We start from the raw sequence: 12,593 nt of genomic DNA on the forward strand, positions 1-12,593 counted from the left end.
AACGGATAAAAGGTACTCCGGGGATAACAGGCTGATACCGCCCAAGAGTTCATATCGACGGCGGTGTTTGGCACCTCGATGTCGGCTCATCACATCCTGGGGCTGAAGCCGGTCCCAAGGGTATGGCTGTTCGCCATTTAAAGTGGTACGCGAGCTGGGTTTAGAACGTCGTGAGACAGTTCGGTCCCTATCTGCCGTGGACGTTTGAGATTTGAGAGGGGCTGCTCCTAGTACGAGAGGACCGGAGTGGACGAACCTCTGGTGTTCCGGTTGTCACGCCAGTGGCATTGCCGGGTAGCTATGTTCGGGAAAGATAACCGCTGAAAGCATCTAAGCGGGAAACTTGCCTCAAGATGAGATCTCACTGGAACCTTGAGTTCCCTGAAGGGCCGTCGAAGACTACGACGTTGATAGGTTGGGTGTGTAAGCGCTGTGAGGCGTTGAGCTAACCAATACTAATTGCCCGTGAGGCTTGACCATATAACACCCAAGCAATTTGCTGACCTGAAAAGGCGCCAGATTGCGGTGTGTGAAGACGAAACGAACCGAAAGTTCGAAATTCACAAACACCTAGCTGTCACATACCCAATTTGCTGAAGCGAGGCCATCTGGTCACGAGTCAGTACCCGAATTTCTTGACGACCATAGAGCGTTGGAACCACCTGATCCCATCCCGAACTCAGCAGTGAAACGATGCATCGCCGATGGTAGTGTGGGGTTTCCCCATGTGAGAGTAGGTCATCGTCAAGATTAAATTCCGAAACCCCAATTGCGAAAGCAGTTGGGGTTTTGTTTTAGTAGAAGTTCCTGTTTTTGCTGGCTTGTTACCGTGTTGACGGGCCAGATAAAGAATTTCTTGACGACCATAGAACATTGGAACCACCTGATCCCATCCCGAACTCAGCAGTGAAACGATGTATCGCCGATGGTAGTGTGGGGTTTCCCCATGTGAGAGTAGGTCATCGTCAAGATTGAATTCCGAAACCCCTGTCTGCTAACGCAGACAGGGGTTTTGTCATTTAAGCGTGTACGAAAGATCAGGCTGTTCTTCGGATCCTGGTGCTGCGTCTTGCCTGCCACTTGCGCCACCAAATATAGACGCCCGTCCCTGACAACCCCGCAATCAACACACCCAGTACCGCGATCATTATCTGCCCTGTCACCCCGATGATCCGTCCCCCATGTATGGGCAACTGGAGTCGATAGAACTGCTCTCCAAGCGTGCCCTGTCCCGCGATCTCCTGTCCCAATAATCGGCCATCGGTACCGTGAAAAAACAACCAGGATTTACCGTGTGCGTCCGTATCGTGCTGTCCAAATCCTGCGCCGTAGAAGTTGTACTCAAAGCTGTAATACAACTCGCCGATTGCCACCGTCAGCCCTAATCGCTTCCCTTCCTGCAATGCCCTTTCGTACGCCTGTTGATAACTCAACTGTGTCGTCCCCAGTTGATCGGCGGGCATTCGTCCTCTGGCTTCATATATGCTCGGCTCGATGGGCGAAAACAAAGAAACCGCAGGCTTGAACACTTGGCTCGGCAAGTTCATTGCCACGCTGCTGACGGCGATCGGTAACAGCAGCAGCCACAACCACAATCCTCCAGCGCGATGCAGGTCGAAGTTCAAGCGGTAGGCATGCCCGCCTTTGACCTTCCAAGCAGTCGCCCACTTCTTCCAGAAGGGCTTGCCGCGCGGCAACGTCAGCCACAATGCGACAAAGCAGTCGATCACCCACGCGATGGCCACCCCACCCATCAACAGCAATCCCCAGTTACCCGGCAATGTCAGGTTGTAGTGAAACTCCAGAATGAACGGGATGAAGTTCTCCCGCTGAAAACAGCATTCACCCCAGTAGCGCGCGCCTTTTTGCTCCGCGCTGATCGGGTCCAGATAGAACACCTGATTGCGCTCATCGAACGGCTGGCCCGTCGCCGGATCTTTACGCGGAACGGCCGCCAGCAGCGCCGTATGCCCCGCCTCCTGCGGATACTCCATGTACCAGACTTGCAGTTTCGGATGTGCAGTTTGCACCGCCTCTACCAACGCGCCGGGCGGCAGGCGCTCACCCACTGACGTCGCTTTATAGAATTGCGGATTCAGCCATTCATCCAGTTCATGATTGAACGCCAGCACACTGCCTGTAAGGCCCGCCAGCAATAGAAACACCGCAATGGCCAGGCCGATATATCGATGCAATAAAACCAGAAACGCACGCATACAGAACACCCCCGAAGAAACGACAAAGCCAGCCCCTGATATCAGGGGCTGGCTTTTTATGCACAGGACACGGCTTTAGAACTGATAGCTGACGGTCGCCGCTACGTTGCGTTCTTCGCCCATGTAGCAGAAGTTCAGACTGGCGCAGGACGCGACATAGGATTCATTGGTCAGGTTGTTCGCGTTGAGCCGTACATCAACACCCTTCAAACCAATCTTGCCCAGGTCATAACCAATCGAGGCGTCGAACAACGTGTAAGACGGCACCCTCATCGTGTTTTCCGCATCGGCCCAGCTGTAGCCGACATATCGCACGCCGCCACCCAGGCGAAGACCATCAAGTGCGGCGCTGTCGAATTTGTAGTCAGCCCATAGCGAGGCCATGTGGCGCGGCGCTTGAGTCGGCGAGTTGCCCTTGTTTTCGATTACATCGCTCGGCGTACTCAAAGTGCTGATCATCGATTTTGAATATTCGATATCAGTGAAGGTGTAACTGCCGAGTACTTTGAAGTTGTCGGTCAGTTGCATGTGCGCCTCCACCTCCAGACCTTGCGAGCGCACAGCGCCGACTGCGCGATAGAAGTTTTCCTGCGGCAGTTTGGTCGCGAGGTTTTCCTGGTCGATGCGGAACAGCGAGGCGGTGAACAGATTGTCGGTGCCCGGCGGCTGGTACTTCAAACCGACTTCCCACTGTGTGCCATCGGTAGGAGCCAATGGGTTGCCGGCGCTGTCGGCATAGGAGTTCGGGTTGAAAGACTCGGAGTAGCTGATGTATGGCGCCAGACCGTTATCAAACAGATATAAAGCGCCGGCACGCCCAGTGAGTTTCGTGCGCCGATCATTGATCTCTGTACCAACCGGACGCCCCGCTTCGGCGATGCGGTTTTCATCGGATGTCTCGACCCAGTCCTGACGCAGGCCCAGCGAGAAGCGCCACTTGTCCATCTCGATCAGGTCTTGCAGGTACACACCGGTCTGTTCGAGGCGACGCAGATAGCTGGTGTCGCCGTACATTTCGATCGCCGAGTTGCCGTATACCGGATTGAACGCATTGATCGGCGCCAGTCCACCACTGGTCCAGTCGACCACGGTTTTGCGCCGTTGATAATCCGCGCCCATCAGGACTGTGTGCTTGGTCGCGCCGGTGAAGAATTCGGCCTGCAGCATGTTGTCGACGATAAACGCATGCAGGCGCTCATCACCGCCGGTGTAATAACGGTTCAGTTCATTGCTGGTCGGAGTGGTCCAGCCATAGGCGTAGACCTGATCCATGTTCACTTTGGAATCGAGATAACGGAAATTCTGCCGGGCGGTGAAGACATCGTTGAAGCGATGTTCGAACTGATAGCCAAACGACTGCTGGTCACGGGAGTAGCCATCGATCCCCGGCTCGCCCTCGAAGAAGCGCGGCGAGATGCGCTCGCCATTGCGCTGATGGACTGTGCCGTCCGCCGGAACGCCGCCGTGATAGCCGCCGTCCGGATCGTGCTGCAGATAGGCTTGCAGAGTCAGCGAGGTGTCTTCGCTGAAATCGACGCTCAGCGTCGGCGCAAGGGCGAAGCGTTTTTCCTTGTTATGGTCGAATTGCGTGTCGGACTGATCGCTTAGTCCGGTCAGACGATAGGCAATGCGCTTGTCGTCATCGACCGGACCGCTGAAGTCAAAACCAACCCCACGCTGGCCTTGCGTCCCCACTGTCGCCTGCACCTGATGGTAGGCCTCATACAACGGCTTTTTGCTGGTCAGCGCGACCAGACCGCCGGGCGAGCTACGGCCGTACAGCACGGACGACGGGCCTTTGAGAATGTCCACACGCTCAAGGAAATACGGATCGACCTGCATGGTGCTGTAGGTGCCGCTGTCGCCCATCGACTTGAGGCCGTCGAGGTAGATGTTGTCCACCGAGCCGTCGTTGAAACCGCGCATCGCCACGTAGTCGTAACGGTGCGTAGCGCCATACGGGTTGGTCAGCACGCCCGGGGCGTAGCGCATCGCTTGCGAGACGGTCTGCGAGCCTTGGTCATCCATTTGCTCGCGCGTGACCACCGATACGCTTTGCGAGGTTTCCAGCAATGCGGTACTGGTCTTGGTGGCGATCTGGCTGTGCGTGGCGTTGTAGCCGGCCATGCTGCCCAGCGCGTTGCCGAGGGCAAAACCTTTAATATCAGTGGTCGGCAAGGCCAGAGCTTCGCTTTCAGCGAGTGGGCGCAGAATGTAGCTGCTGCCGTCCTGGCTGACGGCTTCCAACCCTGAGCTGCCGAGCAAATGGCTCAAGGCCTGGTCGGTCGAATATTCACCCTGCACGCCGGGTGATTGCTGACCTTGAGTCTGTTGCGGCGTCATCGCCAAGGTGATGCCGGCCTGCCGGGCAAACTGATTCAACGCCTCGCCCAATGGCCCGGCAGCAATGTTGTAGCGGTGGCTGATCTCGGTGCCGGTGTTGGCGGCCAGACTCAGGCTCGGTAACACGCTGACGCCCAGCGCAGTGGACAACAGCGCTGCCCGAACCGCATGGCGCAGCAGTGTCGATTCTGCAGTGAAATTCAGAGGGTTCTTACAAGTGGCGCGGACAGTCATTGTGGATTTCCGTAGGCAGTCGCGGGGGCTGAGTTGAAGTGCTTACTGACTAAGCCGGACTGCCTGCGAAAACCCGCCAAAAAATGTTCAGACCGCACGCTCCAGAGTCACCCACCAGCGGGTGCGATAACGCAATTGCACCGGCAGCGTCTGCGGCAGGACCGCCAGCAGCCTGTCGGTGTCCTCCAGACGGAACACCCCAGAGAGGCGCAAGTCTGCGATATCCGCCGCGCAACTCAGAAAACCCGGGCGATAACGGGCGACTTCAGCAAGAAAATCACCCAGGCGCATATTGCGCGTGACGATCAAACCGTCGAGCCAGGCGCCCGCATCCATATCCGGCGTCGGCGCTGCGCGCAAACCGCTTTGGTCGACCAGAAAACTTTGCCCGGCGAGCGCTTCGAGGGAATGACCGCCAGCGCGAACCAACACTCGGCCGCGGGTAACGCTGAGCCGCGTGCACTGATCGTCCTGACGCAAAATGAAACGCGCGTCGAACGGTTCATAACTCCCGTGGCGATTCTGTACGCGCAGCGGTCGATCGGATCCCGCGCCTTCGTCAGAGCCGCCGCAGGTAACGATGATCTCGCCACGGGTCAGTTTGATCAGGCGCTGCTGCGCGGTGTAATCCAGGTCCACGGCGCTGGCCGTGTTGAGTTCGATCCGCGTGCCGTCGGGCAACTGGAAACCGCGCCGTTCGCCGGTCGCCGTCGCGTAGTCGGCGCTCCATTGCTGCCAAGGGGCGCTGTCCTTGGCCAGCCACGCGGCGGAGCCCATCAACAGCGCGCCCGACAACAACTTCAAGGCCTGGCGTCGGCCCAGCCCCTGCGCACTGTTTTCCAAGGTATTGAAAGCGACCTGCGCACCCGGCACGGCGCGCAGACTGGAGCTCAATTCGGCTTGCAGCGACTGTACCCGCTGCCAGGCGATTTCATGTTCGTGATGCTCGGCGCGCCACTGCTCGCATTGGCGAGTCAGCCGCGAATTGCCGTGGTTGTTGCGCAGCCGCAGTAGCCAGTGAATCGCTTGCTTGACCACCTGTTGGCGCGGTTCGACGCGGCGAGCGAGTGAGAGGTTATCCACAGGCATCAGCTTTCATACCGCAACACATAGCAGTGATATAGCGCGTCGGCGACGTAGCGTTCCACTGAACGTACCGACACGCCCAACTGCTCGGCGATCTGTTTGTGAGTCAAACCTTCGCACTGCGCCAGGAGAAACGCCTGACGCACTTTCGGCTTCAACCCCTCAAGCATGCGCGCAATGCTTTCCAGCAGTTCCAGCACCAACGCGCGCGATTCGGCGTCAGGTACTTCGCCTTCAGGCAAATGAGCAATGGTTTCCAGATAGGCCCGCTCGATTTCCTCGCGACGCCAATGATCGATCACCAGGCCGCGCGCGATGGTCCGCAGGAAAGCGCGAGGCGCTTTGAGTTCGAGGCGTTCAGTACGTTGCAGCAGGCGCAGGAAAGTGTCCTGAGCCAGATCCGCCGCATCCGCTGCGTTGCCCAGCCGCGCGCGCAACCAGGCATTGAGCCAGCCGTGATGACTACCGTAAAGCGCCTGTACGACCAACTCAGGTGAAGACATGACACGCCAGCCCGAACGTCACAAATGATAATTAGTCGCATTGTCATCAAGGGTTACAGATTTTGCAACCGTCGTCCCTATGGCGGTTGTGAAAAATTCCCTCGCAGCCGCTCTGGCACGCCGTTCGGCGGGAATCCTGTCCTAAAACCGTCCATTTCTCACGCGGCCCTAAGATTTCTCCGCCGTTGGCCGACAGACTGGTGAGAAATGCGTGCACCAAAGTAGAGCGGCCAGAAGAACGCTGCCTGCGCTGTACATGGAATGTTGCAACCGGAACGCATCCCCACTTTTGGCATAAGAAGTCCCATGAAATGAATCTCAAGTTCAGCCATAAAATCCTCCTGGCCGCTTCGGGCGTCGTCGTCCTGGCGTTCGCGTTGTTCACGCTCTACAACGATTACTTGCAGCGAAACACCATTCGCCAGAATCTGCAGTCCTCTGTGCAGCAGGCCGGTGACCTCACCGCCAGCAGCGTGCAGAACTGGATGAGCGGACGGATTCTGGTGCTGGAAAACCTCGCGCAGAACGTTGCCCATCAAGGCAGGAATGCCGACTTGCCGGGCCTTGTCGATCAACCGGCCTTCACTTCGAACTTCCAGTTCACTTACGTCGGCCAGGCCAACGGTGTCTTCACCCAGCGCCCCGATGCGAAGATGCCGGACGGTTACGATCCGCGTCAGCGGCCTTGGTACAAGCAGGCCGTGGCCGCCGACAAAACCATGCTGACGCCGCCGTACATGGCGGCAGTCGGCGGCTTGGTGGTGACCATCGCCATGCCGGTGAAGAAGGACGGCGAACTGCTCGGTGTGGTCGGCGGTGACCTGAGCCTGGAAACCCTGGTCAAGATCATCAACTCGGTGGACTTCGGTGGCCTCGGCCATGCGTTTCTGGTCAGTGCTGACGGTCAGGTGATCGTCAGCCCGGACAAAGACCAAGTGATGAAAAACCTCAAGGACATCTACCCGAACACCAGCGTGCGCATCGAGAAGGGCAACCAGAACGTCGTGCTCAACGGTCAGGAGCGCATTCTTTCGTTCACCCCGGTCAGCGATCTGCCGAATGCGCAGTGGTACATCGGTCTGTCGATCGATCGCGACAAGGCCTATGCCGCCCTCAGCCAATTCCGCACCTCAGCGCTGATCGCGATGTTTGTCGCGGTCGCGGCGATTGCGTTGCTGTTGAGCCTGTTGATCAATGTGTTGATGCGTCCGCTGACCACTATGGGCCGCGCGATGAAAGACATTGCCCAGGGCGAGGGCGATCTGACCCGGCGTCTGGTGGTCGAGAGCAAAGACGAGTTCGGTGAACTGGGCAGCGCGTTCAACCAGTTCGTCGAGCGCATTCACGCTTCGATTTCCGAAGTGTCGTCGGCGACTCGTCACGTTCACGACTTGTCGCAACGGGTGATGGCGTCGTCCAACGCTTCGATCGTCGGTTCCGACGAGCAAAGTGCGCGCACCAACAGCGTGGCGGCGGCGATCAATCAGCTGGGCGCCGCTACTCAGGAGATCGCGCGCAACGCGGCGGATGCTTCGCAGCACGCCAGTGGCGCCAGCGAGCAAGCTGACGACGGTCGTCAGGTGGTCGAGCAAACCATTCAGGCGATGACCGAGCTGTCGCAGAAAATCAGCCTGTCGTGCACACAGATCGAAACCCTGAACGCCAGCACCGACAACATTGGCCACATTCTCGATGTGATCAAAGGCATCTCGCAGCAGACCAACCTGCTGGCGCTCAATGCTGCCATCGAAGCCGCACGTGCCGGTGAAGCCGGGCGCGGTTTTGCCGTGGTTGCCGATGAGGTGCGCAACCTTGCGCATCGCACCCAGGAATCGGCGGAAGAGATCCACAAGATGATCACCTCGCTGCAGGTCGGCTCGCGTGAGGCGGTCAGCACCATGAACGCCAGCCAGGCGTCAAGCGAGCAGAGCGTGGAAGTGGCGAATCAGGCCGGTCTGCGTCTGGTCAGCGTGACTCAGCGTATCGGCGAAATCGACGGTATGAACCAGTCGGTGGCAGCTGCGACTGAAGAGCAGACTGCGGTGGTGGAAACTCTCAACGTCGACGTCAACCAGATAAACCTGTTGAACCAGCAGAGCGTGGCCAACCTCAACGAAACGTTGAAGGATTGTGATGCGTTGTCGCAGCAGGCGAACCGGTTGAAGCAGTTGGTCGACAGCTTCAAGATCTGATTCACAGATCGCAGACCGCGTTATCGTTCTTCGCGAGCAGGCTCGCTCCCACAGGGAAATGCATTCCAAATGTGGGAGCGAGCCTGCTCGCGAAAGCGGCGGTTCAATCACCGCCAAACCGATGCCTTAAACAAACAGCTTCAGCACATTGCCCATCGCATCATCGGCAAACCCCTGCACAAAATCCTTGAACCCCGGCAACGCCTCTTCCCCACCGGAAGCCGGTTCGGCAATGATCGTCCAGGTTGCTCGCGACTTCCCTTCGCTCAGCGATTCCACCTGCATTGCCGCCCACAGATTCGCCACCCCCAAGGTGTTGTAAATCGTCGTCCAGGTCATGCGCTGTGCCTGTTCATCGCGCGAGTTGAGTTGTTCGACCACGACGTTGCCGTCCTTGAAGATTTTCTTGCGCAGCGAAGACACGCCCTCGCCGGTCATTTCGGTGTGCGACAGCGCCGGAATGAATCGTTCGAAGCCAGCGAAATCGCCAACGATCGCCCAGACTTTTGCCGCGTCCGCCGGCACTTCCACCGACGACACAACGTGGCAGCCTTGCGGGTTTTTGATCAGGGTGTCGGGTTGCAGATTGCTCATGGTGTTGCTCCTTTGGGATGAGTCAGATGAAGTTGATTTCTTTCAGGTAGTCGCAGCCGCGACGCAGCAGCGCCGGGGATTTCTGTGGGTAGTGCGCGCCCATCTGCTGCACGCCGGCCTCGGCGTTGGCGTGGCCGATCAGCGAGATGTCGCCGATGTCTTCTTCAAAGCCGTTGAGGTAGAAACCGAGCACGCCGAACAGCGCGTTGTCGGCGTCGACCCGGTTCAGTTGCTGCTGCCAGTCGGCGACGCTGACCAGCGCAAACTCGCTGCCGGTTTCGCGGAACGAAGCGACGTAGGCATCCCAGCTCAGCGGCTCGGGATTGTGCAGATTGAACACCGCGCGATCCGCTGAATAACGGCTGGCATGGAAGGCGATGAAGCGGGCGAGAAAGTCCACCGGCATCAAGTCGAAATTCAATGCAAAGGCCGGCACCTGACCGAGCTGGATCGAGCCTTTGAGCATCAGCATCAAGCGGTTCTTGTGCGGCTGGCAGACGCCGCTCAGGCTGTTGAAGCTGATGTTGCCGGGGCGATACAGATTGACCCGCACACACTGCTCGCGCGCCCGCTCAAGGATGCGTTCGCCGACCCACTTCGACAGGTTGTAGCCGTTGCGAATGTAGATCGGCGGCGTCGCGGCGGCGGGCAGTTCCAGCACTCGACCGGCATCATCCACGGTGCTGGATGCCGACAGGGTCGAGACGAAGTTGAAGACCTTCTTACTGCGCCCCTCGCACAGCTTCAGCAGGGCGAAAATCGGCTCGACGTTGTCCGCCGCCAGGGACTCGTAATCGAGCACGTGGTTGACGTTGGCGGCGTTGTGTACCAGTGCACCGAACTCGCGGTCCAGGCGCTGATAATCCTCATCGCCGAGACCCAGTTGCGGACGGCTGATATCAGCTGCGTAAACCCGCACACGACTCAGGTCGAGGTGCTCCAGACGGTTTTCGCGCAGTGCCTGAGCGAAGCGTTGCGCCGCCGTTTGCCCGGCGCTATCTCGCACCAGACAGGCCACCTCGCTGGCGCCCCAACCGAGCAGCGCTTCGACGATGTGCACGCCGACAAAACTGTTGGCACCGGTGACGATGACCTTGTGCACATCGCCCATGCGGCTGATCGGCAGCGGTTCGATATCCAGAGCGCGCTCGGCGTCGGCCATGGCTTGGGCGCTGAGTACCGCGCTGTCGTCGGTGCCGCGCACCAGCGTCGCCAGTTTGCTGATGGTCGGCTGTTCGATGAAGCGATTGATCGAAATGCTTCGGCCGAATTCCTCACGCAAGCGCAGCAACATCCGCGACAGCAGAATCGAATGACCGCCGAGATTGAAGAAGCTTTCGTCAGTGGAAATGTCGCTGGTCGGCAGTTCCAGCAATTCGGCCCAGATATCCAGAAGCAGCGCTTCGTCAGCATTGGCCGGCAGGCATTTCGCAGCGCTGTCCTGCACCGTCACCGGCAATGCCAACAGCGCCTTGCGATCGACTTTGCCGTTACTGGCGAACGGCATCTGCGCCAGTTCGGTCCACGCTCCCGGTTGCATGTAGTCCGGCAGAAACTGCCGGGCGTGAGCCTTCAATTCGTCGCGGGCAGCCTCGGTTTGTGGCTGGGCGAGGAACGCCAGAATGCGCCGCTGATTGTCGATGACCACGGCAATCTGCCGATACAAGCGGCTCTCGCGCAGGCAGCGCTCGATCTCTTCCGGCTCGACGCGAAAGCCACGGATTTTCACCTGATTGTCGCGCCGCCCGCACAGCTCGATACCGTGCTCGCCCCACTTGGCCATGTCGCCGCTGCGGTAGGCGCGCAAGGTCTCGCCGCCGGGCAGCGACAGGGTCAGATAGCGCTCGGCGGTCTGTTGCGGATTGTTCAGGTAACCGAGGCAGACACCGGGGCCGACGATGAACAGCTCACCGACGGTTTGATCGGGCACCGGTTGCAGATCGTCGTCGAGAATCAGCACCCGACTGTTGGCGATTGGCCCTCCCAGCGTGCGGTTGCTGTCGCCCGGTTTGAGCTGGCGCGCGGTGATCAGCACGGTGGCTTCGGTCGGGCCATACAGGTTGTGCAGGGTGCCTTGGCGGGTCAGTTGCTCGATGACGTACGGCTCGCAGACATCACCGCCGGTCATCACCTGCACGCCCTCCAGTTGCTCCAGCGCCAGGATGCTCAACAATGCCGGCGGCAGGAAGGCGTGGGTCAGTTGCCGTCGGCGAATCAGCGCAACCAGCTGCAATGGATCGCGGCGCTGGGTGTCGTCGGGCACGACCAGTTCCGCCCCTGCGAGCAGGCTGGGGAAGATGTCGATCAGTGACGAATCGAAGCTTAGCGAAGAGAACTGCAACACCCGGCTTCCGGCGTGCAACTGCACGTAGTCGGCGTACCACGCGGTGAAGTGGGCGAGATTGGCCTGGCTGAGCAGCACGCCTTTAGGATGCCCGGTGGTGCCCGAGGTATAAAGCGCCATGCACGGCGCATCAAGTTCCGGGCGGTGCTGCATCAGCGGCCGATCGAGATCGGCGTTCGGCGCTTCGATGTCACTGACATCCAGCCCCGCTATCGATTCGCTGAGCGCCTGCCGTCCATCGTGAAGCAACAGCACCGCGCCGGCGTTTTCCAGGATGTATTGCTGCCGCGGCAACGGATGGCTCGGCTCCAGCGGCAAGTACACCGCGCCGCTGCCGAGAATCGCCAGAATCGAGGCGAACAGTGCCGGGCTTTTGCCTTGGCAGACAGCGACCACCCACGGCTGCGAATGTTGCTCGAGCAAGGGCAGCAGGCGCTGTTGAATCGCGCGGCTGTGGGCGTGCAACTGGCGGTAGCTGATGGACTGTCCGCCGAGGTGCAGGGCAGGTCGTTCGGCATGCTCGATCAGGCTCTGTTGCAGGCGCTCGATCAGCGGGATTTGCGCTTGTTGCAGCAGCGCCGGGTTTGCCGTGTCGTTGAGACGGTGGACATACGCCAGTTTGTCGATAAACAGCAGGTCTTCCAGCCGTTCGAAATCCGGCGCGATCAGCGCAGGGGCATGGCGGAAATAATCGGCATCGCGGGAAAAGCGGCTGACCAGCAACGCCACCTCATCGACCACATGGGCAAGCGCTCGTTGGCGTAGCGACTGACCGTTGCCGGACGGCTCATCGCCAATCGGCACACGGCTGATCAGCGACGAGCCGAGAAAGCACAGCAAGTCGAGGGTCGGCAGGCCGCCATGGTCTTGCGCGGCGACACCCAGGCGCAGGTGCAGATGCGGGATCGCGCAGAAGTCGCCGGCAGCGATAAAACCATCGTCGATGATCAGATCCACCGCCGTTTGAGCCACGCCGCTGCGGGTCACAGCATGGCCATGCTGTTCGAGCTCCCGGGCCAGATCGGTCATGGCCTGGCTGGCGCCGGTGAGCAAAATGTCGAGACGTTTCATGTCAGCCTCC

The 12,593-nt window shown here is 59.3% G+C and carries 7 protein-coding genes, 3 rRNA genes and 1 pseudogene (1 of these 11 only partly in view); 5 read left to right on the forward strand and 6 right to left on the reverse strand.

The genetic code is table 11. From position 1 onward, the window contains the following. The 3 genes from AB9L16_RS00320 to rrf (AB9L16_RS00330) form a co-directional block, all read left to right on the forward strand. Positions 1 to 480 (forward strand): 23S ribosomal RNA (locus AB9L16_RS00320); it begins 2,414 nt to the left of the window's first position. A gap of 154 nt (positions 481 to 634) precedes the next feature. Further along, positions 635 to 750: ribosomal RNA gene (gene rrf / locus AB9L16_RS00325) — 5S ribosomal RNA — on the forward strand. Positions 751 to 855: 105 nt separating this feature from the next. Further along, a 5S ribosomal RNA gene (gene rrf, locus AB9L16_RS00330) occupies positions 856 to 971 on the forward strand. 66 nt (positions 972 to 1,037) lie between these two features. Here the strand turns inward: rrf (AB9L16_RS00330) and AB9L16_RS00335 are convergent. From AB9L16_RS00335 to AB9L16_RS00350, 4 genes are all read right to left on the reverse strand, one after another. Further along, positions 1,038 to 2,216 (reverse strand): PepSY domain-containing protein, encoded by a 1,179-nt coding sequence (locus tag AB9L16_RS00335; RefSeq protein WP_252887091.1) that lies wholly within the window; start codon positions 2,214 to 2,216, stop codon positions 1,038 to 1,040. Positions 2,217 to 2,291: 75 nt separating this feature from the next. Further along, the gene (locus AB9L16_RS00340; protein WP_375122951.1) at positions 2,292 to 4,793 is read right to left on the reverse strand and encodes a TonB-dependent siderophore receptor; all 2,502 of its coding nucleotides are present in this window, start codon (positions 4,791 to 4,793) and stop codon (positions 2,292 to 2,294) included. A gap of 87 nt (positions 4,794 to 4,880) precedes the next feature. After that, entirely contained in the window at positions 4,881 to 5,882 is a 1,002-nt protein-coding gene (locus AB9L16_RS00345) for a FecR domain-containing protein (RefSeq protein WP_375122952.1), read from the reverse strand. Then, a complete protein-coding gene (locus tag AB9L16_RS00350; RefSeq protein WP_041479723.1) occupies positions 5,882 to 6,382 on the reverse strand; it encodes a sigma-70 family RNA polymerase sigma factor in 501 nt (166 codons plus the stop codon). Before AB9L16_RS00350 ends, AB9L16_RS00345 begins: the two co-directional genes overlap by 1 nt. Positions 6,383 to 6,693: 311 nt before the next feature. Between AB9L16_RS00350 and AB9L16_RS00355 the strand changes: the two are divergent. Next, positions 6,694 to 7,719 (forward strand): annotated as a pseudogene (locus tag AB9L16_RS00355) (cache domain-containing protein); the annotation flags it as partial. A 69-nt stretch (positions 7,720 to 7,788) separates the two neighbouring features. Next, positions 7,789 to 8,574 carry a methyl-accepting chemotaxis protein gene (locus AB9L16_RS00360; protein WP_370593577.1) on the forward strand — a complete coding sequence of 262 codons (786 nt, stop codon included), beginning with the start codon at positions 7,789 to 7,791 and terminating at the stop codon, positions 8,572 to 8,574. A gap of 126 nt (positions 8,575 to 8,700) precedes the next feature. Here AB9L16_RS00360 and AB9L16_RS00365 read toward each other — a convergent pair whose 3' ends face one another. After that, positions 8,701 to 9,168, reverse strand: coding sequence for an SRPBCC family protein (locus AB9L16_RS00365; RefSeq protein WP_375122953.1), 468 nt, complete (start codon positions 9,166 to 9,168; stop codon positions 8,701 to 8,703). Between the two features lie 22 nt (positions 9,169 to 9,190). Beyond that, positions 9,191 to 12,583, reverse strand: a complete 3,393-nt coding sequence (locus tag AB9L16_RS00370) for a non-ribosomal peptide synthetase (protein ID WP_375122954.1) — start codon at positions 12,581 to 12,583, stop codon at positions 9,191 to 9,193. Positions 12,584 to 12,593 lie beyond the last annotated feature (10 nt).

The organism is Pseudomonas sp. LW8, from assembly GCF_041956865.1.
Lineage (GTDB): Bacteria > Pseudomonadota > Gammaproteobacteria > Pseudomonadales > Pseudomonadaceae > Aquipseudomonas > Aquipseudomonas siliginis.

Bases quoted from the DNA above. Each gene is read 5' to 3' on its own strand.
- AB9L16_RS00335 (WP_252887091.1), bottom strand. From the start codon at position 2,216: ATGCGTGCGTTTCTGGTTTTATTGCATCGATATATCGGCCTGGCCATT.
- AB9L16_RS00340 (WP_375122951.1), bottom strand. From the start codon at position 4,793: ATGACTGTCCGCGCCACTTGTAAGAACCCTCTGAATTTCACTGCAGAA.
- AB9L16_RS00345 (WP_375122952.1), bottom strand. From the start codon at position 5,882: ATGCCTGTGGATAACCTCTCACTCGCTCGCCGCGTCGAACCGCGCCAA.
- AB9L16_RS00350 (WP_041479723.1), bottom strand. From the start codon at position 6,382: ATGTCTTCACCTGAGTTGGTCGTACAGGCGCTTTACGGTAGTCATCAC.
- AB9L16_RS00360 (WP_370593577.1), top strand. From the start codon at position 7,789: ATGGCGTCGTCCAACGCTTCGATCGTCGGTTCCGACGAGCAAAGTGCG.
- AB9L16_RS00365 (WP_375122953.1), bottom strand. From the start codon at position 9,168: ATGAGCAATCTGCAACCCGACACCCTGATCAAAAACCCGCAAGGCTGC.
- AB9L16_RS00370 (WP_375122954.1), bottom strand. From the start codon at position 12,583: ATGAAACGTCTCGACATTTTGCTCACCGGCGCCAGCCAGGCCATGACC.